At 55.0% G+C, this 20149-nt stretch carries 21 protein-coding genes; 10 read left to right on the forward strand and 11 right to left on the reverse strand.

The window, feature by feature from the left end:
* Positions 1–6: 6 nt before the first annotated feature.
* From accC to H8K27_RS03665, 5 genes are all read right to left on the reverse strand, one after another.
* Positions 7–1374 carry an acetyl-CoA carboxylase biotin carboxylase subunit gene (gene accC, locus H8K27_RS03645; protein ID WP_186861819.1) on the reverse strand — a complete coding sequence of 456 codons (1368 nt, stop codon included), beginning with the start codon at positions 1372–1374 and terminating at the stop codon, positions 7–9.
* Between the two features lie 67 nt (positions 1375–1441).
* The gene (accB, locus tag H8K27_RS03650; RefSeq protein ID WP_176804092.1) at positions 1442–1888 is read right to left on the reverse strand and encodes an acetyl-CoA carboxylase biotin carboxyl carrier protein; all 447 of its coding nucleotides are present in this window, start codon (positions 1886–1888) and stop codon (positions 1442–1444) included.
* Positions 1889–2031: 143 nt separating this feature from the next.
* Entirely contained in the window at positions 2032–2469 is a 438-nt protein-coding gene (aroQ, locus tag H8K27_RS03655) for a type II 3-dehydroquinate dehydratase (RefSeq protein ID WP_186861820.1), read from the reverse strand.
* 72 nt (positions 2470–2541) lie between these two features.
* Entirely contained in the window at positions 2542–3090 is a 549-nt protein-coding gene (locus tag H8K27_RS03660; protein ID WP_186861821.1) for a TlpA family protein disulfide reductase, read from the reverse strand.
* On the reverse strand, positions 3077–3694 hold the full coding sequence (locus H8K27_RS03665) for a hypothetical protein (protein ID WP_186861822.1): 618 nt from the start codon (positions 3692–3694) through the stop codon (positions 3077–3079). The genes H8K27_RS03660 and H8K27_RS03665 overlap by 14 nt, the downstream gene beginning before the upstream one ends.
* A gap of 93 nt (positions 3695–3787) precedes the next feature.
* Between H8K27_RS03665 and mpl the strand changes: the two genes are divergently transcribed.
* From mpl to H8K27_RS03710, 9 genes are all read left to right on the forward strand, one after another.
* Entirely contained in the window at positions 3788–5182 is a 1395-nt protein-coding gene (gene mpl / locus H8K27_RS03670; protein WP_186861823.1) for a UDP-N-acetylmuramate:L-alanyl-gamma-D-glutamyl-meso-diaminopimelate ligase, read from the forward strand.
* Positions 5179–5766: a YqiA/YcfP family alpha/beta fold hydrolase gene (locus H8K27_RS03675; protein ID WP_186861824.1), complete on the forward strand. Its 588-nt coding sequence runs from the start codon at positions 5179–5181 to the stop codon at positions 5764–5766. Before mpl ends, H8K27_RS03675 begins: the two co-directional genes overlap by 4 nt.
* On the forward strand, positions 5759–6400 hold the full coding sequence (locus H8K27_RS03680; protein ID WP_230418854.1) for a chorismate--pyruvate lyase family protein: 642 nt from the start codon (positions 5759–5761) through the stop codon (positions 6398–6400). The genes H8K27_RS03675 and H8K27_RS03680 overlap by 8 nt, the downstream gene beginning before the upstream one ends.
* 215 nt (positions 6401–6615) lie before the next feature.
* Positions 6616–8775 carry a ribonuclease catalytic domain-containing protein gene (locus tag H8K27_RS03685; protein ID WP_186861825.1) on the forward strand — a complete coding sequence of 720 codons (2160 nt, stop codon included), beginning with the start codon at positions 6616–6618 and terminating at the stop codon, positions 8773–8775.
* A complete protein-coding gene (locus tag H8K27_RS03690; RefSeq protein WP_186861826.1) occupies positions 8772–9665 on the forward strand; it encodes a TonB C-terminal domain-containing protein in 894 nt (297 codons plus the stop codon). The genes H8K27_RS03685 and H8K27_RS03690 overlap by 4 nt, the downstream gene beginning before the upstream one ends.
* Entirely contained in the window at positions 9662–10516 is an 855-nt protein-coding gene (aroE, locus tag H8K27_RS03695; protein WP_186861827.1) for a shikimate dehydrogenase, read from the forward strand. Before H8K27_RS03690 ends, aroE begins: the two co-directional genes overlap by 4 nt.
* Before the next feature lie 2 nt (positions 10517–10518).
* Positions 10519–11214, forward strand: coding sequence for a monofunctional biosynthetic peptidoglycan transglycosylase (gene mtgA, locus H8K27_RS03700; protein ID WP_186862018.1), 696 nt, complete (start codon positions 10519–10521; stop codon positions 11212–11214).
* Positions 11211–11672 carry a hypothetical protein gene (locus H8K27_RS03705; RefSeq protein WP_186861828.1) on the forward strand — a complete coding sequence of 154 codons (462 nt, stop codon included), beginning with the start codon at positions 11211–11213 and terminating at the stop codon, positions 11670–11672. Before mtgA ends, H8K27_RS03705 begins: the two co-directional genes overlap by 4 nt.
* Before the next feature lie 66 nt (positions 11673–11738).
* Positions 11739–12320, forward strand: coding sequence for a hypothetical protein (locus tag H8K27_RS03710; RefSeq protein WP_186861829.1), 582 nt, complete (start codon positions 11739–11741; stop codon positions 12318–12320).
* 204 nt (positions 12321–12524) lie between these two features.
* Here H8K27_RS03710 and acpA read toward each other — a convergent pair whose 3' ends face one another.
* Positions 12525–13952: an acid phosphatase gene (gene acpA, locus H8K27_RS03715; protein WP_186861830.1), complete on the reverse strand. Its 1428-nt coding sequence runs from the start codon at positions 13950–13952 to the stop codon at positions 12525–12527.
* Between the two features lie 119 nt (positions 13953–14071).
* Positions 14072–16840, reverse strand: a complete 2769-nt coding sequence (gene polA / locus H8K27_RS03720; protein ID WP_186861831.1) for a DNA polymerase I — start codon at positions 16838–16840, stop codon at positions 14072–14074.
* Here polA and H8K27_RS03725 point away from each other — a divergent pair, their 5' ends adjacent.
* A complete protein-coding gene (locus tag H8K27_RS03725) occupies positions 16841–17578 on the forward strand; it encodes an LOG family protein (protein ID WP_186861832.1) in 738 nt (245 codons plus the stop codon).
* A 73-nt stretch (positions 17579–17651) separates the two neighbouring features.
* On the opposite strand, the gene H8K27_RS03730 is transcribed toward H8K27_RS03725, so the two are convergent.
* The 4 genes from H8K27_RS03730 to H8K27_RS03745 form a co-directional block, all read right to left on the reverse strand.
* Positions 17652–18008 carry a DUF1304 domain-containing protein gene (locus H8K27_RS03730; protein ID WP_186861833.1) on the reverse strand — a complete coding sequence of 119 codons (357 nt, stop codon included), beginning with the start codon at positions 18006–18008 and terminating at the stop codon, positions 17652–17654.
* 128 nt (positions 18009–18136) lie between these two features.
* Positions 18137–18580, reverse strand: a complete 444-nt coding sequence (locus tag H8K27_RS03735) for a thioesterase family protein (RefSeq protein WP_186861834.1) — start codon at positions 18578–18580, stop codon at positions 18137–18139.
* 78 nt (positions 18581–18658) lie between these two features.
* Entirely contained in the window at positions 18659–19081 is a 423-nt protein-coding gene (locus tag H8K27_RS03740; RefSeq protein ID WP_186861835.1) for a GNAT family N-acetyltransferase, read from the reverse strand.
* Between the two features lie 414 nt (positions 19082–19495).
* Positions 19496–20002, reverse strand: coding sequence for an antirestriction protein ArdA (locus H8K27_RS03745; protein ID WP_186861836.1), 507 nt, complete (start codon positions 20000–20002; stop codon positions 19496–19498).
* Positions 20003–20149: the final 147 nt, after the last annotated feature.

Raw genomic sequence — 20149 nt, forward strand, 5'->3', positions numbered from 1 at the left:
AATAACTTACTTGTTTTTCTTGGCCAGATCCGGCATGTCTGCCAGCTTGTGCTCAAGATAGTGAATATTAGTGCCGCCTTCAATGAAGCGGGCATCAATCATCAGTTCCCGATGCAGCGGGATATTGGTCTGTATGCCTTCGACCACCATTTCCGATAAAGCAATCTGCATCCGGCGGATTGCCTGCTCACGGGTTTCGCCGTAGGCAATCACTTTACCGATCATGGAATCATAATTCGGCGGCACGAAGTAGCCTGCATAAGCGTGGGAGTCAACGCGGATGCCAGGGCCGCCCGGCGTATGCCAGGAAGTGATGCGGCCGGGGGACGGGATGAATTTAAACGGATCTTCCGCGTTCACCCGGCATTCGATCGCGTGACCTTTCAGCATGACTTCGCTTTGTTTGAAGCGCAGTTTTTCGTTGAAGGCAATCCGGATCTGCTCCTGCACGATATCGATGCCGGTAATCATTTCAGTGACCGGATGCTCAACCTGCACGCGGGTGTTCATTTCGATGAAATAAAACTCGCCGTTTTCATACAGGAATTCAAACGTACCGGCGCCACGGTAACCGATCTTGCGGCAGGCGGCTGCACAACGGTCGCCGATTTTTTCGATCAGCTTGCGCGGAATGCCGGGAGCCGGCGCTTCTTCAATCACTTTCTGATGGCGGCGCTGCATGGAGCAGTCGCGCTCGCCGAGCCAGATCGCATTGCCATGCTGATCGGCCAGAATCTGGATTTCCACATGGCGCGGATTTTCCAGGAATTTTTCCATGTAGACTTCAGGATTACCGAATGCAGCACCGGCTTCCGTCTTGGTCATGGTCACTGCATTGAGCAAGGCTGCCTCGGTATGCACCACGCGCATGCCACGGCCGCCGCCACCGCCGGCAGCTTTGATGATGACCGGGTAGCCGACTTTGCGGGCGGTCTGGACAATCACTTTCGGATCATCTGGCAATGCGCCTTCCGAACCCGGCACGCATGGTACGCCGGCGGCGATCATGGCATGTTTGGCGGAAACCTTATCACCCATCATGCGGATCGATTCGGCGCGCGGACCAATGAACACGAAACCGGATTGCTCAACGCGCTCGGCGAAGTCCGCATTTTCCGACAGGAAGCCATAGCCAGGATGAATAGCCTGTGCGTCGGTGACTTCGGCGGCGCTGATGATCGCGGGCATGCTCAGGTAACTCAGATTCGATGGAGCAGGGCCGATGCAGACAGATTCGTCGGCCAGCTTCACATATTTTGCTTCGCGGTCTGCCTCAGAGTGCACGACCACGGTTTTAATGCCCATTTCGCGGCAGGCGCGCTGGATACGGAGCGCGATTTCACCTCGATTGGCGATAAGAATTTTTTCAAACATGATTTAACTTTGCGGTGGCAATGGTTACAACGGAAGGCGTCCGGGACCTCAGGTACGGCAGCCCGGATCAGCCAATCACGAATAGCGGCTGACCGTATTCAACAGGCTGACCATTTTCCACCAGAATCTGTTTAATCGTGCCTTCGAAATCGCTTTCAATTTCATTCAGCAACTTCATTGCTTCGATGATGCACAGCGTATCGCCTTTGCCGACGCTCTTGCCGATGTCGGCGAATGGGGCAGCGCCCGGCGCAGAAGAGCGGTAGAAAGTTCCGACCATAGGAGACTTGACGATATGACCTTCCGGTACGGCCGGTGCCGCGGCGGCAACCGGTGCAGCTGCGACGGGCGCGGCAGCCTGGTGTGCCTGCTGCGGCATCATGACTACTTGATTCTGGGGCATTGCAGAGGATTTGACGATGCGGACTTTACCTTCACCTTCAGTCACTTCGAGTTCGGCGATATCCGATTCTGCCACGAGGTCGATCAGGGTTTTGAGTTTTCTTAAATCCATGTGGAGCCCCTTTGAAAAAGGTAATTTTGAATGAACGGAAGCGCAATATAGAACGATTTAATCGTTCTGGCAATGACGCTTAAAACTTGATTGTACATCAAAATAAGCGGAAATTGTTTAAAAATGCGCGAAGATAAAAGAAGTTACAGGTTTTTTATACAAAAATCAATGGCGAGCCGGTAACCGTCGGTGCCGAGGCCGCAGATGACGCCGCGAGCGATGTCAGACAGGAAAGAGTGATGCCGGAATGCTTCTCTCTGATGGATATTGGTGATGTGGATTTCAACAAAAGGAATCGCGACGGCAGCCAGTGCATCGCGCAGCGCCACGCTGGTGTGCGTGAGGCCGCCGGGATTGATGACGATGGCATCGATGGCTTCGCTGCGGGCTGCGTGAATGCGGTCGATCAGGGCACCTTCGTGGTTGCTCTGGAATGTGACCAGCGCCGCGCCTGCGGCTTTTGCCTGCGCCTGCGCGGCAGTTTCCACTTCGCTCAGGGTGATTGCGCCGTACTTGGCGGGCTCACGGGTGCCGAGCAGATTCAGATTCGGGCCATTCAACAGCAGCAGTTTGCTTGCCATAGTCATGTTTGATTTGACGAAGATGGCCGCATTTTGCCGTCATTGACAGCAGATTGGCAAGGAAAAATCGACTTACTTTGATTTTTCCGCAGAAAATTTGGCGATGTCGGCGCGCAGTGCATCCATTTTCAGGCGCCCCAGATAGCTTTTGGCAACCTTGCCATCCGGTGTGATCAGGACGGTGAAGGGCAGTCCGCCTGCCAGATTGCCGAGCTGGCGGGACAGTTCGCTGCCTTCCAGTCCTGCAACCAGCAATGGGTAGCTGATACTGTACTTTTTGGCAAATTCCGAAATATTCGACGGACTGTCGATGCCCAGGCCGACGATCTGCACTGGCTTGCCGGATAATTCGTGTTGCAAGGCGGATAATTCCGGCATTTCCTGTACGCAGGGTGCGCACCAGGTTGCCCAGAAGTTAACCACGAGCAACTGGTTTTTCCAGCTTGAAAGCGATTGCCGTAATCCGTTGCTATCAGGGAATTTTTTACTCATGACCTGGCGGACTGCGCTGCTTTCCGGCGTGTCGGGCGTGGTTTGCAGGTTGCCGGCGTAGATGCCGAGTCCGGTGAAGCTGAGTCCCAGCAGGATGGCGCCTGCAAATTTTTTATTAATCAGTTTCATAAGAATTTTCCGCAGAGTGAAGACTATCGCTGATAAGCGCGCGCAGGGCTTGCAGGTTGGCGCGTTCCTGGTTTTTCCCCTGCCGGATCGCATCCTGTTCCTGCAATACCAGATGCACGCCTTCCTTCCCGCGCATGAAGCTCAGTGTTTCAATACTGTCATGCCGGTGGTTGAAGCTTTCTGACACCTCGAATTCGATATCCTGATTCAGCAGGTAGATCGCGACATCTTTGGTATTGTCAGTATAAAGATGCAGGTAGATGTCTGAATGGGGGCCTGCGGTGCCGTTGAGCACCGCGCCGACCAGATAGGGGTTGAAGCGTTCCAGTTCTTCCATCAGCTCAGCCGCCAGCTGGCGCAGCTGCAGCAGGCGCTGTGGCTGGGTGTCGCCAAAAAACAGCGCATGGTATTCCCGTACTTCCTGTTCGATCTGTGCATTGTCGGGCAGGATATCACCTCTGGGTTTCTGGTTGCCGAGCAATTGGCGCACCGCTTTTCGCTTGGCGGTGGCGTAATCCGCTCCGTCTTCGGCGATCATGCGCGCTGCCAGCATCGCGATTTCTGAGCGCAGGGCTTCGGCTTCATTGGGATTGTGAATCATCATGGCGGCATCATAACCTAACATCTGTCCCTTTGTGCATAGGGAAACCGGGCGGCACTCAGGTAGAATTGCGGGATTCTGAAATTGATTGAAATTATGCATATTCATATCCTCGGTATTTGCGGCACCTTCATGGGGGGGCTGGCAGTTCTGGCCAAAGAGGCGGGGCATACGGTGACTGGCTGCGACGCCAATGTCTATCCGCCCATGAGCACGCAGCTCGAAGCACAGGGCATCACCCTGATGCAGGGATTCGGTGCCGAGCAGATCGCGCTGGAGCCGGATCTGTATGTTGTCGGCAATGTGGTATCGCGCGGCAATCCGCTGATGGAGGAAATCCTGAACCGTGGCCTGCCTTATGTGTCCGGACCGCAATGGATGGGCGACCATATCCTGCGCCACAAGTGGGTGCTGGCAGTGGCTGGCACACATGGCAAAACCACCACATCTGCCATGCTGGCCTGGATACTGGAATACGCCGGTTATGCGCCGGGCTTTCTGATTGGCGGCGTGCCGCTGAATTTCGGCATTTCAGCCCGTCTGCAGGGAAATCACGCTTCGGATTTCTTTGTGATCGAGGCGGACGAATACGACACGGCTTTTTTCGACAAGCGCAGTAAGTTTGTGCACTACCATGCGAAGACTGCCATCCTGAATAATCTGGAATACGATCACGCCGATATTTTTCCGGATGTGGGGGCGATTGAAACGCAGTTTCATCATCTGGTGCGCACCGTGCCCGGCGTCGGGCGTCTGATCGTCAATGGCCACAACGATGCGCTGCAACGTGTGCTGCAGCGCGGTTGCTGGAGCGGGAAAGAATTTTTCGGCAATGATCAGCAGTGGCGCATTGTTCTGAAAGACGGCGAAGATTTTGAGGTGTATTTCAACGGCGAATGCCAGGGAACGGTGCAATGGCAGCTGAACGGCGAACACAATCGCCAGAACGCGCTGGCTGCGATTGCGGCGGCGCGCCATGTCGGCATCAAACCTGAGCTCGCCATCGAAGCGCTGGCGCATTTCGTGAATGTGAAGCGGCGCATGGAAGTGCGCGGCATCGAAGACGGCGTGACCGTGATCGACGATTTCGCGCACCATCCGACGGCTGTCGCGACCACGATTGCGGGGCTGCGGCGCAAAGTTGGCGCGGCACGCATTCTGGCTGTGCTGGAGCCGCGTTCCAACACCATGAAGCTGGGCACCATGAAACAGGCTCTGCCGGGCAGTCTGGCGCAGGCTGACCGGGTGTTTGGTTTCGGCGCTACCGAAGGCAAGGATGCGCTGGGCTGGGATCTGGCGGCAGCACTGGCGCCGCTGGGAGATAAAGTGGCCTGCTTTCAGGCGATCCCTGAACTGGTGCAGGCTATTGCCCAGCAGGCGCAGGCCGGCGATTATGTGCTGATCATGAGCAATGGCGGTTTTGGTGGCGTGCATCAGAAATTGCTCGACAGGCTGCATCAGCGGGCTGCGGCCGGAGTCGTGGCAGCATGATTTTGTATCTGCACGGATTCCGTTCTTCGCCGCAATCCTACAAAGCGCGGCTCATGCAGCAGGAGATGGCGCGTCGCGGACGCATTGCCGAATGGCATTGCCCGGCGCTGTCGCCTTCTCCGGCGCAGGCGATGATGCAGGCGGAAGCCATTCTGCAGACTGCTGCAAACCGCGCTGCCATCAGTATCGTCGGCTCTTCGCTCGGGGGGTATTACGCGACCTGGCTGGCAGAAAAATACGACTGCCGCGCTGTTTTGCTCAATCCGGCTGTGAAGCCGCCGCGCGATCTGGAGAGCTACGTCGGCGTGACGACTTATTATCACAGCGACGAGCGTTTTGAATTCAAGCCAGAGTACGTCGAGGAGCTGCGGGCGCTGGCGGTATCGCAGATTACCCGTCCGGTGCGCTATTTTCTGCTGGCGGCAACCGGCGACGAGGTGCTGGACTGGCGCGAGATGCTTGCCCATTATCCGGGTGCACGGCAGCATATTATTCAGGGCAGCGACCACGGCATTGCCGAGTTTGCAGACTATCTGCCGGAAGTCATGGCTTTTTGTGATGCGGATGATGCCAGCGATGCGTGATCCGTTAATGATGAAGCCGGTGCTGAATATTTCCCCCCTCACCATGCCGCAGCCTGAGGCAATGCAGCCGCGCCACCGCACGGCGGGGCAGTGGTTCAGCCATGTGCAGACTGTCGATCAGCGGCGCAGCATGCAGGACTGGCTGACCAACCGCGACTCGCTGACCGCCAGGCTGGTGGCGCGTTGCGGACAGTTCCGGGTGCAGCGCTTGTCGCAGCACAAGGCGCTGTGCCTGACGGACGAGTATGCTGCGCTGGGACTGGCGCGGGTGGAAAAAGTGCATCAGCGTGAAGTGATCCTGCGTTGCGACGGCGAGGCCATGATTTATGGCCATACCGTCGTGCCATTGACCGCGACCGCCGCGCAGTGGCCTTTATTCCGTGGATTGGGAGAGCGCTCGCTGGGCAGCACTTTGTTTAACGATCCGCTGGTTGAGCGCGGACGTTTGTCGTTTGCCCGGCTGCATGCGCAACATCCGCTGATGCGGCGGATCCGCGCGGTGCTGCCGCAGATACAGGCCGTCAGCCTGCCGGCACGCCGTTCTCTGTTCTGGCGTAAAGGGGCTTGCCTGCTGGTGACGGAAGTATTTTTGCCCGCCGTGCTGACCTTGCCGGTTTTACTGTCGGAGCCGTAGTCAGGCTGAACGCATCGGATACCACGAAAAACACAAAAGCACAGGACAAAAACAGCGCCGGGACAGCGCATTAACGTAACAACATACTGAATATACTGGGAGGGAGTATCTTTTTTTGCCCTGATTAATCGGGGGCATCAAGGCAATTTTGACCAATACTCCCCACAAAACCTGGTTTTTCCAGGCCGGACTGACATAGAGACAAAGAAGTTTGCATGAATTTATTTTTTGAAGAATCAGGTGATTTTAAAGCTGGCACAGTGTTATCGCAGGCAGGCGAGGCGTATCAGGTCGAGCTCGCCAGCGGCAAGCGCACCAAGGTCAAGGCTAAGGATGTGCTGCTGCAATTCACCGCGCCCGATCCGGTCACGCTGATCGAACAGGCCAAAGCCGCAGCGGCAGAAGCTGATCTTGGCTTTTTATGGGAAGTCGCCGGGCAGGAAGAATTCGGTTTTGCCGAACTGGGCGCCGAATATTTTGGTCATGCCCCGCAGCCAGTGGAAGCGGCGGGCCTGATTCTGGCACTGCATCAGGCGCCGGTATATTTCTACAAAAAAGGCCGTGGCCGCTACAAGGCCGCACCGGAAGCCTCGTTACAGGCAGCCCTGGCCGGCATCGAAAAAAAGAAACAGCAACTGCTGGTGCAGGCGGCTTATGTGGAAGAGCTGAAACAGCATCGTCTGCCGGACGCGATGAAGCCGCTGGCACTGGCGCTGCTGTTCAAGCCCGATAAAAACAGCATCGAATACAAAGCACTCGCGGAAGCCTGCGATGTCCTGCAGACCAGCGCTCCGCGCCTGATGCTCGAAACCGGCGGCATTGCCAGCCCCAAGCATCTGCATCTGGCGAAATTTCATTTCGAGCATTTTCCGAAAGGCACAGGATTTCCGGCAGTGTCTTTGCCGGTATTGCCGGATGATCTGCCGATGGCGGATGTGCAGGCATTCTCGATCGATGATGTGACCACCACAGAAATCGACGACGCGTTTTCCGTCACCGAACTGGGTGACGGCACCGTGCGCATCGGTATCCATATTGCTGCGCCGGGGCTGGGCATCCAGCGCGGCGACGCACTGGACCAGATCGCCCGCGCCCGCATGTCCACCGTCTACATGCCCGGCGACAAGATCACCATGTTGCCGGATGCGCTGGTCGATATCTACACGCTGGGTGCAGGTCAGGTACGGCCTGCCTTGTCGTTGTATGCAACATTGAACAGCGCAGACTGGAGCGTGATCAGTACCGACACCCGGGTTGAGGCGATACCGATGGCATCAAATCTGCGCCATAACGATCTTGATACCGTCGTGACCGAAGACAATCTGGCCGCCGGCAGCGGCGAATATCCGCACAAGGCAGAAATTGCCCGCATCTGGCAATGGGCGCTGGCGCTGGAAAAAGGCCGCATGGCCAAGCGCGAGAGTTTCGGCATGCGCCCTGAGCAGACCAACCGCGTCGATTTCAATTTCTATGTCGAAGACGACGTGGTCAGCATCGTCCGTCGCCAGCGCGGTGCGCCGCTCGATAAAATGGTGGCGGAGCTGATGATTTTTGCCAACAGCACCTGGGGCAAGCTGATGGCTGACCACGGCATTCCCGGCATTTACCGTGCGCAGGGCGTTGCCGGCGGGCGCGGGCAGGGCGGCTGGGCGGCGCGTATGCAGGTACGCATGCTGACGCACGCGGCGCCGCATCAGGGGCTGGGCGTCGACCAGTATGCCTGGAGCACCTCGCCGCTGCGGCGGTATACCGACCTGATCAACCAGTGGCAGATCATTACCTGCGTCCAGCACGGTGTGACTGCGCCGCTGGTTGCGCCTTTCAAGCCGAAAGATGCCGATCTGTTTGCGATTGTCTCCGGTTTCGACGCGGCGTATGCGGCATATGCCGACTTCCAGAGCAATATGGAACGCTACTGGTGCCTGCGCTGGCTGGCACAGGAAAACGCACGTCAGGTCGATGCGGTCGTGCTGAAAGACGAAGTGTTGCGGTTGGTGGAGATTCCGCTGATCGTCCGTCTGGCGGGTATGCCGCAGACAGCGCGCGGCGCGCAGGTGAAACTCGATATCCTGCGCTGGGATGAAGTCGATCTGAGCGTCGAGGCGCGTCTGCTGGAGGTACTCAGCAGTGTTACCGAGCTGGGTGACGATGACGAACTCGATTCCGAGCTGGATGCCGTACTGGAAAATGACGCGACGGCCGATACCGATACGATTAATGGTGAGCTGCATCAGACACCGGAGGCGGTGGATGAATTGCTCACTGCCTCTGAACCCGATTTTGAGTCCGGCTCTGAGGACGATATGGAAAGCGAGACCACCGAGCATGATGCATCGCAGACCGCGCAACCGGCACAGCTGCCCGCTAATTCATGAAACCCGTGTTTGACCGTCTGATTCTCAGCATCGCCGTCACCATTTCGCTGGTGGTGCATGCTGCGTTGCTGCTGATCCATTTCGTGATGCCGAAACCAGCGGAAACGCAGGCTGCAGACCCTGGTCTGGAAGTTATTCTGGTGAATGCGCGGCACGACAAAAAACCGCTGAAGGCCGATGCGCTGGCGCAGGCTGATCTGGATGGCGGCGGAGCGCATGACAGCGGCCGCAGCAAGTCGCCGTTGCCCGATATGCAGCGCACCGAAGACGGCGATAATGTTCGCGCCGCGCAGCGGCGGATTGCCGAACTGGAACAGCAGCAACAGCAATTGCTCGATCAGGCCAAGCATCGCGCGGATTTCCGGTTGCCGCAACAGGAGAAAAAACGCCTGGATGACAGCCGCGAATCCAGCAAGGGACAGGATGATCTGGACACGTCCAAAGCGCTGGCGCGCATGGCGGCAGAAATTTCCCAGACCATCGAAGACCAGAACAAACGTCCGCGCAAAACCTTCATCACACCGAGCACCCAAAAGGTCGGTTATGCAACTTATTACAAGGAACTGCAAAAGCGCATCGAAGATTTCGGTACGGTGAATTTCCCGCAGAAAGACGGCAAAAAATTGTATGGCGAGCTGATCGTTTATATCCCGATTTTTCAGGACGGCACCATCTACGAAAAAGAGGGCGGACCACGGATTGAAAAATCCTCAGGCAGCAAGGCGCTGGATAAGGCCGCGCTGCGCATCGTGCGCCACGCCGCGCCGTTCGGGAAATTTCCGCAAAACATGCGCTCTGCCGACAAAGACGATTTGTGGGTTGTGATTACCCGCTTTAAATTCACCCGCGATCAGCAACTGGAAACCGAGTTGCGGGGAGGAAAAAATTGAATACTGCATCAACTGAAAAAGACCGCTACGTCGTGATCGGCAATCCGATTGCGCACAGCAAATCACCGTTAATCCATGCCGCCTTTGCGGCGCAGACCGGGCAGCAGATGGATTATCAGCACCTGCTGGCGCCGCTCGATGGGTTTGCGGCCAGCGTTAACGCCTTCCGCGCGCAGGGTGGTCTGGGCGCGAATGTCACGGTTCCGTTCAAACTGGAAGCCTGTGCGCTGGCGACCAGACTGACCCCGCGCGCAGCGGCAGCCGGTGCGGTCAATACACTTCAATTCAGCGATACACAGATTTTGGGCGATAACACCGATGGCATTGGCCTGGTCACCGATATCGTCCGGAATGCCGGCGTCACCTTGCACGGCAAGCGCATTCTGCTGCTGGGTGCTGGCGGCGCTGCCCGCGGCGCTGTACTGCCTTTGCTGGAGCAACTGCCGGCTGAATTAGTGATCGCCAACCGCACCGTAGCCAGGGCGCGGGAGTTACAGCAACTTGCCACTGCCCGGATGCCGGCGGTGCCGGTCAGCGCCTATGGTATTGAGGCGGTGCCGGGGCATTTTGACGTGGTCATCAATGCGACTTCCGCCAGCCTGCAAGATGCCGTGCCCGCGTTACCGGCAGGCGCACTCGACGCCCGGACGCTGGCTTACGACATGATGTACGGCACACAGCCAACTGCTTTTCTCCGCTTTGCCGCACAACATGGCGCACAATGCCGCGACGGATTGGGAATGCTGGTGGAGCAGGCTGCCGAAGCGTTTGCGCTGTGGCGCGGCGTGCGGCCGGATACCGCCGGAGTGCTGCAGCAGTTGCGCGCCGGTTTGCAGAGTGCTGCGGGGTAATGATGAAACTGCTGCGCCGTTTATTGTTCTGGCTGGTCGGGGTGCCGCTCCTGCTCCTGCTGTTGTTGCAGGCATATTTCCTGATCCAGATTGGCTGGTGGGTGAATTTCAACCCTGATTCGACCAGTTTTATGCGTCAGCAATTAAGTGTCCTGCAGGAAAAAAATCCGGATGCGAAATTACAGCATCAGTGGGTACCTTATCAGCGGATTTCGAATCACCTGAAGCGCGCCGTGATTGCCTCGGAAGATGACAGCTTCGTCGATCACGAAGGTGTGGACTGGGAAGCGATGCAAAAAGCCTACGAGAAAAATCAGAAAAAAGGCAAGGTCGTGTCCGGTGGTTCTACCATCACCCAGCAGCTGGCAAAAAATCTGTTTTTGTCCGGCCAGCGCAGTTACCTGCGCAAAGCCCAGGAGCTGGTCATCAGTTACATGCTGGAAGCCTGCATGAGCAAACAGCGGATTCTGGAAATCTATCTGAATTCCGTTGAATGGGGTGTCGGCGTGTTTGGCGCCGAGGCGGCTGCACACCACTATTACGGCATCAGCGCCGCCAGCCTCAGCGCGCCGCAGGCGGCACGGCTGGCAGTGATGTTGCCAAAACCTAGATATTTTGATAAAAACCAGGGCTCTGCATATTTGCAGCGACGGACTGAACTGATTCTGAAACGAATGAATAGCGCGGAGTTACCATGAATCTGAACAAACAACGTGGCCTGAGCCTGATCGCGATCTCTGTGATTTTTATGCTGCTGGGTCTGGTGGCGATGGGATTTTTGTACACCATCCGCTACGGCCATCTGCCGATGCAGGATGTCTGGGCGCGCTGGGGAAAATCTGCCGGTGTGATTGGCAACGAGCTGAAAAATGCTTCCGGCGTCAAGGATCTGAGTCTGCCGGTATTACCGGATGACGATAAGCGGCGGATCGTGACGGTGGAATCCGGTGCCCGGAAATGTATCGTTCATGGCAAAACCGTGTATTCGGATACGGAATGCGCCGATAGCAATCCCACCAGCAAGAATGTGAAACTGCACGATACGCAGGGCTTCGTCCGGCCAGCGGCGCAGGCTGACGAGCATGCTGCCAGCGGCAGCGCGGAAGATCTGCATTTGCAGATGCTGGAAAAAGCGATACAGAAAGCCCAGAAATAACCGGGTTTCAGACCATTAACAGGAAGGGCTGGAATTTTTGAAAATACGATCATAGTTGGAAATTTTATGGCTTTTTTCTCCGATGGAAATAACGAATATTTTTCCTTAAACCTTAAACCGGCAGAAGATAAACAGTCTTATGTATTTGCGTTAAATAAGTGGCAGATATACATTTCTGGTCGCTTTACTAATTATTCGTTTCTTATTTCAATCTGTATATTTGTGCTCGTAGTTTCTCTCATAGCTATTGAAGTTTTTGACTTAAACAAACTTTATCTCACTGAGTCAAATCAAGAATTCCTCGTTCTCGCTTTGGCTGGTTTAGCTGGTCTTATCGCCATCTCTGAGGTTGTTTTTTTTATGTGGGTAAGAGGATGCCAAGACTCACTTTTGACCGGCACTGATCGCAAGAATTTAACGGGAATTTTCATTCTAAAAACAAGATCATGGAAGGCATACTGTATATTTTTGTTGAATATGACAGTTCCATTAATCTCACTTGCGGCGTTACCTGGAGGGGTATCGCGTGTTATTACCGAGAATTCAAATCACGGTAATATATTTTTATTTTTCTTTATCCAGTTGATGATGTTGTTTCTTGTACTGACAATATTTTTAATCAAAAGAATAGCAGTTTTATGGCAATAGAAATTAACCTATTGTGGTTGAGTTCAACACTTAAATTGAGACCTAAGACAAGGGGCTATAGAAGGAAGTTTGAGAGTAAGATTTTTTTGAAAGCCTTTCGAGAACATTACTCAATCTAAATGCAGATAAAAAGAAAAATATACTCAGATACCCAGATAAAAAAAGCCAGGCAACCGCCTGGCTTTTTGCTGTGTGCAGTATGGCTTAATCCTGCAATGCGGCAGTCAGGTCGCCAGCCGATGGGCGTACGCCGGGCAGCGGGGCGAGTTTGAAACGTCTGGTGATCAGTTTCAGGATGGATGTGGTGTCATAAGGCGTATTGTCCACAAAACCTTTTTTCGCATACGGCGAAATGATGATGGCCGGGATACGGTTACCCGGTCCCCAGCGCTCACCCTTCGGCGGCGCGACGTGATCCCAGAAACCGCCGTTTTCATCGTAAGTGACCACGATCAGCATGTGTTTCCATTGCGGACTGGCCTGCAGTTTTCTGACCAGTGCAGCGATATGTGCGTCGCCCGACATCACATCGGTGTAGCCGGGATGTTCATTCAGTTCGCCTTGCGGTTTGTAGAACGCCACTTGCGGTAAATGGCCTTTTGCAATGTCATCAAAAAATTCCTGACCGTCTTTCAGATGTTCAGCCCGGTCTGGCGTACCCGGTGCGAAGCGGGAGAAGTAGTTAAACGGCTGGTGATGCGGCTGGAAATTGATCTTGCCGCCGTAAATCTGGCTGCGGTCGTTCAGTGCCTGGTTCCAGCCGCCGGCATACCATTTCCAGCTGACTTTTTTCGCGCTCAGCGTGTCGCCGATGCTGGTTTGCGTCTGCGGCGGCAGCGGATGTTTGCTGCTGTCGGCCAGCGCCGGATTATTGGCCGGCGGGATGCCGCTCGGCTGATAAGTCGGCTGCAGCGTGTTGATGCCGTAGCCATCGGGTGTGACGGCACCGTCCTGATACAGCGGTGCGCCCGTCAGCGGATCCGTCGGTGAGCCGGCTTTGGTCAGCAGATTGCCGTTGGCATCGAGCTTGGCACGCATGGAATCCGGTGCGTCTTTGAAGACCGGTGTACAGGCGCAGGCCAGCCACATGTGATTCAGGAAGGAGCCGCCGAAAGCACCCATGAAGAAATTGTCCGCCAGCGTGTATTCCTGGGCGATTTTCCACATCGGCAGCGAGGAACCATCGTAGTGCCCCATCGAAAGGCCGCCAGCATCCGAGATCGCAGCGAAGCGGTCATTCTTGCCGCCGTTGATCTGCATCTGATTCTGATAGAAACGGTGTACCAGATCATTGGTTGCTTTGTTCAGCGGCTGGTTGATGGGCGGCGCATCAATGCTGAAAGGCATATTCGGCAAGCCTTGCGGGATATCCTTGTTCGGCACGCCCGGTTTATCCCAGGTCGGTGGCAATTGCGGCAGCACTTTGCCGTTCATATCGGTCTGCAGATAACTCTGCTCGGCAAACGCCCGGCCAATACCGTTCGCGCCCGGGAACAGGCCGTACAGATTGTCGAAGCTGCGGTTTTCACCGTAGATCACCACGATGTTCTGAATTTTATCGAGACTGCCTGCAGCCTGCGCTGCCGGAGCCCACGCCGCAGCCAGCAAGGCTGGAATCAGGAGGTGTTTCATATCAACTCTCATTCAATAAAAACGGTCATTTTATGCAGTTTTGATGAAGCAATGATGACTTGCGAAGCGGAATCGCGTTTGCCAGCATACCATTTACACTTCGTTACTTACCGGTGCGCTCAGTGCGCTTCTTCCCAGTTTTTTCCGACGCCGACTTCTGCCAGCAACGGTACATTCAGCTGTGCCACATCCGCCATCAATTCCGGCAGCCGGCATCTGACCAGTTCCAGTTCCGGTTCAGGGACTTCAAGCACCAGCTCATCGTGCACCTGCATGATCATCTTGGATTGCAGCTGTTCGGTTTCCAGCCAGTTTTGCACCGCGATCATGGCGAGTTTAATCAGATCGGCGGCCGTGCCCTGCATCGGAGCATTGATCGCGGCGCGTTCTGCCGCCTGACGGCGCGGACCGTTCGGACTGTTGATTTCTGCCAGCCACAGGCGGCGGCCAAATACCGTCTCCACGTAACCGTGCGCCTTGGCCTTGGTGCGTGTGTCGGCCATGTATTGCGCCACGCCAGGGTAGCGCTGGAAGTATTTGTCGATATAGCTTTGCGCGGCAGCGCGTTCGATTCCCAGATTGCCAGCGAGACCAAATGCGCTCATGCCGTAGATCAGGCCGAAGTTGATCACTTTGGCATAGCGCCGCTGTTCGCTGCTGACTTCGGCAGTGCTCACACCAAAGATTTCAGAGGCGGTGGCCTTGTGCACGTCCTCGCCGTCGGCAAACGCTTTTAACAGACTCGCGTCACCGGAAATATGCGCCATGATGCGCAATTCGATCTGCGAATAATCGGCCGACACAATCACGCTGCCGGGCGGGGCGATGAAGGCTTCGCGGATGCGGCGTCCTTCCGCTGTGCGCACAGGAATATTCTGCAGATTCGGATCATTCGATGCCAGACGGCCAGTGACTGCCACGGCCTGCGCATAATTGGTATGCACGCGGCCGGTAACGGCATTCACCATCTTCGGCAGCTTGTCGGTGTAGGTTGATTTGAGTTTGGCGAGGCCGCGGTATTCGAGCAGGATTTTAGGCAGCGGATAATCTTCCGCCAGTTTTTGCAGCACTTCCTCATCGGTTGACGGTGCGCCGGAAGGCGTTTTCTTGACGACCGGCAGACCGAGTTTGCCAAAGAAAATTTCCCCCAGCTGTTTCGGTGAATTCAGGTTGAATGGCTGTTCTGCGAGTTCGTAGGCTTTTTGTTCCAGCTCCAGCAGACGTTTGCCGATTTCATTCGACTGGGTTGCCAGCAGATCCGGATCAATCCGCACCCCATTGCGTTCTATCTTTTGCAGCACGACGGAAGTCGGCAGCTCGATATCGTGATACACGCGCAGCAATTTCGGATCAGGTTCAATTTCCGGCCACATGGCCAGATGTAACTGCAATGTGATGTCAGCGTCTTCCGCCGCATAGTCGGTCGCCTTGTCGAGTTCCACCTGCCCGAAACCGATCTGCGCGGCACCCTTGCCGCAGACTTCTTCAAAGCTGATGGTTTTTTTGCCGAGATGGCGCAGCGCTAGACTGTCCATATCATGGGATTTATGCGATTCAAATACGTACGATTCCAGCAGTGTGTCATGCACGATGCCGCGCAATGTGACGCCATGATTGGCAAAAATATGCGCATCGTATTTCAGGTTCTGGCCGACTTTGGGCTTGCCGGCATCTTCCAGCCACGGTTTGAGCCGTTCCAGCACCAGTGCCCGCGACAGCTGTGCCGGTGCCGCCGGATATTCATGGGCGACCGGGATATAACAGGCCTGCCCGCTCTCACAGCATAATGAAATGCCGACCAGTTGCGCTGTCATCGGTTCCAGCGAGGTGGTTTCGGTATCTACGGCGGTCAGCGTCGCTGCCTGGATGCGCGACAACCAGTTGTCGAGCGCTGCCTCGGTCAGGATGGTTTCGTACTCACGGAGAGCGGCAGAAGCGGAGGCATCCTCCTGAAACAGTCCTGCCTGTGCCGGTGTATTTCCGGCAGGTCTGGCAGCGGACTTCAATGGCGTGGCGCCGGCAGTGGCATCGCCGGAGAGTTCACGCAGCCAGGTTTTAAAGCCGTAACGCTGGAAGAAGGTGAGCAGGTCTTCCTTGCTTTCTTCTTTCGCGATCAGGGAATCTTCAATCGAAATATGGTGTGCCGATAAATCGCAATCTGTCTTGACGGTGATCAGCACCCGGCCTTGCGGCAGCCAGTCCAGCGCGGCGCGCAGATTGTCGCCGACCACGCCTTTGATCTGCGCAGCATTGGCCATGACACCGTCCAGCGTATCGTATTCGGACAGCCATTTCACGGCAGTCTTGGGACCGCATTTGGTCACGCCGGGCACATTGTCGACGGTATCGCCGATCAGGGTCAGGTAATCGATGATGCGGTTTGGCGGCACGCCGAATTTTTCCAGCACGCCGGCTTCATCGAGTTTTTCATTGCTCATGGTATTGATCAGCGTCACGCGGGGATTGACCAGCTGCGCCAGATCTTTGTCGCCGGTTGAAATCACGGTATCGAGCCCGCGCGCTGTCGCTTCCACCGCAAGCGTGCCGATCACGTCGTCGGCTTCCACGCCTTCCACCATCAGGATCGGCCAGCCCATTGCCCTGACTGCTTCGTGTATCGGTTCAATCTGCAAACGCAGATCGTCCGGCATGGCTGCGCGCTGCGCTTTGTATTCGGGATACAGGTCGTCGCGGAAAGTCTTGCCTTTTGCGTCGAATACACAGGCCATGTATGCTGCCGGATAATCATGACGCAAACGGCGTAACATATTGATCATGCCGTAGATGGCACCGGTCGGTTCGCCTTGCGGATTTCGCAGATCGGGCATGGCATGAAAGGCACGGTACAGATAGCTGGAGCCATCGACTAACAACAGGGTATTTTGCATATGAACGGAAACAGAAAAAATGTGACAAGGTTGCGCCAGATTATCGACCAGGACAGGGCGACTGCGCTGAAAGCCCGCGAATCATGGCATATGTTCACGATTATGGCAGAGTTTATCGAGTCCACCGAGCGGCTTTCCTCGATCCGGCCCGCCGTGACGATTTTTGGCTCAGCCAGAACCAAACCCGAAGATACTTATTATCAACAATGCGTGGACGTGGCGCGCCGCCTGTCGGATGCCGGCTTTGCGGTCATTTCAGGTGGTGGCCCCGGCATCATGGAAGCCGCGAACAAGGGCGCGTTTGACGGCGCCTCACCGTCGGTAGGGCTCAATATTGAATTGCCGCACGAACAGCGCAGCAATCCCTGGCAAAACATCACGCTGATGTTCCGCCATTTTTTTGCGCGTAAAGTCGCCTTTGTCAAATATGCGGATGCCTACGTCGTCTTTCCCGGTGGCTTTGGTACGATGGATGAGGTCAGCGAGGTTCTGACGCTGATCCAGACCGGAAAAACCCGGCATATTCCGGTGATTCTGGTGGGGACGACATTCTGGAGCGGATTGCTGGAATGGATACGGGTGCAGATGGCAGGAAACGGCATGATCTCGCCGTCTGACCTGAATCTGGTGCAGCTGATTGACGAGCCTGCACACATTGTGGATGCGATTTTTGCCTTTTATGAAGCCCGCGATATCGAACCGTCCGAGGAAGAGCGGCAGCGCATGCTGTATCTGTAACGGTCGCTATCTCGCCGGCAGACATGGCTGGAATTACCGCCATGTCTGCGCTTGCCGGCCGGGTGCAGACAGATCACGAAAGGTACTGCAAACCCAGTCCCAGCAGCGCAGGCAGCGCCTGAATATACAGAATCTTGCGGCTGGCGGTCGCTGCACCATACAGACCCGCGACCAGTACGCATGACAGGAAAAAAACCTGCACCGGCTGACCTGCAGCTCCGAGGCTGAGTCCCCAGAACAAACCGGCTGCCAGAAAGCCGTTGTACAGCCCCTGATTGGCCGCCAGCACCTTGGTGGCGGCTGCCGATTCCGGAGTCTGGCGAAATGCTTTCAGGCCTGCCGGCTTGTCCCACAAAAACATTTCCAGCACCAGAATATAGACATGCAACAAAGCGATGAGTGCGACGATCAGTTGTGCGGCCAGGAACATAGTCTTCTTTCGATATCAGGAGGATTTCAGTGTGACAGAGTCAACCGGAGATGGCATGTTATTTTTCCGCCAGCCCATGACATTAGCGGTTCATCCAATCAGTAAGGTCAGCGAGTTCAGCAAGCCTGTTAAGCCAGCCAGTTGACGCGGCTGAATTTGGCTCTGAAGTCATCCGGCATGGCCATTACTTTTTTGGTCTTGTAATTAAAAAATACAAAGCCGGATTTTGCCATGGCAATCAGGGCCTGATCGGCAGGGCGCGTAATGCGGAAAGTAATGTCGCCGCCATACTGATTGAAATCCATGACCCCGACTTCGAACAACAGCTGATCGCGCGCGTGGGCTTCTGCTTTATAGGTCGTGGCCAGATCCGTCACAATGATACCGATGCCGTTATTGGCAGTTTCACGGATACCAAATTCATAGAGAAAGCGGGCGCGTGCCTCGGAAATCATCGAAATCATGGAGTCATTGCCAAGATGATTGGCGCCATTGATGTCCGTCACCCGAACCGTGAGCTGGGTGGAGTAATAATACTGGTCTTCGGGAAAATGCAGCTGCAGTCTTGCCATGATAAAAATCCAGTTCAGATCAGAAAATAATGCGCCGATTGTAACCGGCTTGCCTTCCCGTATGGATGCGTCCCGCCGTCAAGGCTGAATCTTGATCGCCATGCCGACCGATCTGGGTGCCGTCAGCTGAAAGCCGAACTGCGCATACAAATCCTGCGCTTTGCCGTCTGCGATCAGGCTCACATAGGCGCTGACCGGTGCTTCGGCGTGCAGATACTGGATGATTTCACGCATGATCATCTTGCCGATTCCCTGCCCCTGGTGTGCGGGCAACACCGCAATATCCACCACCTGGTAAAAACACCCGCCATCCCCGATCACGCGCCCCATGCCAATGACGGCGTTATGCAGGCAAATCTGCACCGCGAACAACGTGCCGCGCAAACCCCGCTCGGCAGCTTCTGGTGTTTTCGGGCTCAGGCCGGCAGCCGCACGCAAGTGACGATAGATTTCCACAGACGGCGTAGCGGTCAGTATCTGTAAGTGCTCAGGATTCATCATGGTGATTCTAAATGGAATGAGAAAACAGGATTGTAATGCGCCAGGAGAGTACATGCCTGACCCGAACAACGTCAGCGGCCAGTTTTGACAGTACGGAAACAGACCCTACGGCCTGAGAATCCGTATGGTTGCCTGATTGGTAATGCCATCCAAAAATGACTGAAACCATTGTAAAATAGCGCTTCTGCGGGTGTAGTTCAATGGTAGAACTTATGAATTTAATTTTCCGCATGTAATGCATTGATTTTAAAGGGAAATTTATTTTTTTACGTAGAAACTACAGTTTGCGACTGCCCCTTTAAACTGACCCACTATTATAGCTTACGTAGTGATTTGAAATCGTGTTGTTCCCCAGCAGATTTTGAATGCAAGGTGGGCAAGGCAAGCTTGTTTTCCTCCTCGCCCATGCGTTATTTATATTCCAGACGCATTCGTACATGTCCAGGTCATGCCGTTGAAATCAAATTCGCATAAGTCGCCGCCAAGCTCACAGTCACGAGCATATTTTTCGTAATCAATGTAAGCGCGGACTGATTCTGGCACGTTGTTTAAATAGAATTCGTCAAACAGAGTCTCAGCTACATCCCTCAAATTACCCTCGGACAAATTCACGTCGTCCAGCTTATCCATAGCATTTTCTAGGCTGTAGCCCAAAATACTGCACAGATAAAACAAGGCTGTTTTTTCTTGATCGCTCAAGTCAATAATTGTTTCAAACCATGTATGCAAATTGCCCTGATTAATCCCACAAGCTGAAAATAACTCGCCTTCGTCACCGTCTATAAACTGGATTTCAAACTCTTCCACGGGATTGCCAAACCCGTCTGTAAGGTTTTCTGATTGCAGAGTGTATGAATCCAGGCTATCAAAGTAAAAACCGACTGCATCCAGGTTATATGGCTGTGCGAAGTAGGTGCTCATGGTGTTCTCGCTTTCGTATCGTTTTTAGGCTGGTTGGGCCTGAATTTGAATTGAAGACTTGCTCTGTTTTTGCAGACTTCACGACGCATTTATCTGCATCATTTTTGAGTCGTTTCGCCTGCCAGCGAGGGGCACGGACGAACAAGG

Source organism: Cognatundibacterium griseum, assembly GCF_014284195.1.
Taxonomy (GTDB): Bacteria; Pseudomonadota; Gammaproteobacteria; order Burkholderiales; family Burkholderiaceae_D; genus Undibacterium; species Undibacterium griseum.

Excerpts from the sequence above, each read along its gene's own strand:
- accC (WP_186861819.1), bottom strand. The coding sequence starts at position 1,374 with ATGTTTGAAAAAATTCTTATCGCCAATCGAGGTGAAATCGCGCTCCGT.
- accB (WP_176804092.1), bottom strand. The coding sequence starts at position 1,888 with ATGGATTTAAGAAAACTCAAAACCCTGATCGACCTCGTGGCAGAATCG.
- aroQ (WP_186861820.1), bottom strand. The coding sequence starts at position 2,469 with ATGGCAAGCAAACTGCTGCTGTTGAATGGCCCGAATCTGAATCTGCTC.
- H8K27_RS03660 (WP_186861821.1), bottom strand. The coding sequence starts at position 3,090 with ATGAAACTGATTAATAAAAAATTTGCAGGCGCCATCCTGCTGGGACTC.
- H8K27_RS03665 (WP_186861822.1), bottom strand. The coding sequence starts at position 3,694 with ATGATGATTCACAATCCCAATGAAGCCGAAGCCCTGCGCTCAGAAATC.
- mpl (WP_186861823.1), top strand. The coding sequence starts at position 3,788 with ATGCATATTCATATCCTCGGTATTTGCGGCACCTTCATGGGGGGGCTG.
- H8K27_RS03675 (WP_186861824.1), top strand. The coding sequence starts at position 5,179 with ATGATTTTGTATCTGCACGGATTCCGTTCTTCGCCGCAATCCTACAAA.
- H8K27_RS03680 (WP_230418854.1), top strand. The coding sequence starts at position 5,759 with ATGCGTGATCCGTTAATGATGAAGCCGGTGCTGAATATTTCCCCCCTC.
- H8K27_RS03685 (WP_186861825.1), top strand. The coding sequence starts at position 6,616 with ATGAATTTATTTTTTGAAGAATCAGGTGATTTTAAAGCTGGCACAGTG.
- H8K27_RS03690 (WP_186861826.1), top strand. The coding sequence starts at position 8,772 with ATGAAACCCGTGTTTGACCGTCTGATTCTCAGCATCGCCGTCACCATT.
- mtgA (WP_186862018.1), top strand. The coding sequence starts at position 10,519 with ATGAAACTGCTGCGCCGTTTATTGTTCTGGCTGGTCGGGGTGCCGCTC.
- H8K27_RS03705 (WP_186861828.1), top strand. The coding sequence starts at position 11,211 with ATGAATCTGAACAAACAACGTGGCCTGAGCCTGATCGCGATCTCTGTG.
- H8K27_RS03710 (WP_186861829.1), top strand. The coding sequence starts at position 11,739 with ATGGCTTTTTTCTCCGATGGAAATAACGAATATTTTTCCTTAAACCTT.
- acpA (WP_186861830.1), bottom strand. The coding sequence starts at position 13,952 with ATGAAACACCTCCTGATTCCAGCCTTGCTGGCTGCGGCGTGGGCTCCG.
- polA (WP_186861831.1), bottom strand. The coding sequence starts at position 16,840 with ATGCAAAATACCCTGTTGTTAGTCGATGGCTCCAGCTATCTGTACCGT.
- H8K27_RS03725 (WP_186861832.1), top strand. The coding sequence starts at position 16,841 with ATGAACGGAAACAGAAAAAATGTGACAAGGTTGCGCCAGATTATCGAC.
- H8K27_RS03730 (WP_186861833.1), bottom strand. The coding sequence starts at position 18,008 with ATGTTCCTGGCCGCACAACTGATCGTCGCACTCATCGCTTTGTTGCAT.
- H8K27_RS03735 (WP_186861834.1), bottom strand. The coding sequence starts at position 18,580 with ATGGCAAGACTGCAGCTGCATTTTCCCGAAGACCAGTATTATTACTCC.
- H8K27_RS03740 (WP_186861835.1), bottom strand. The coding sequence starts at position 19,081 with ATGATGAATCCTGAGCACTTACAGATACTGACCGCTACGCCGTCTGTG.
- H8K27_RS03745 (WP_186861836.1), bottom strand. The coding sequence starts at position 20,002 with ATGAGCACCTACTTCGCACAGCCATATAACCTGGATGCAGTCGGTTTT.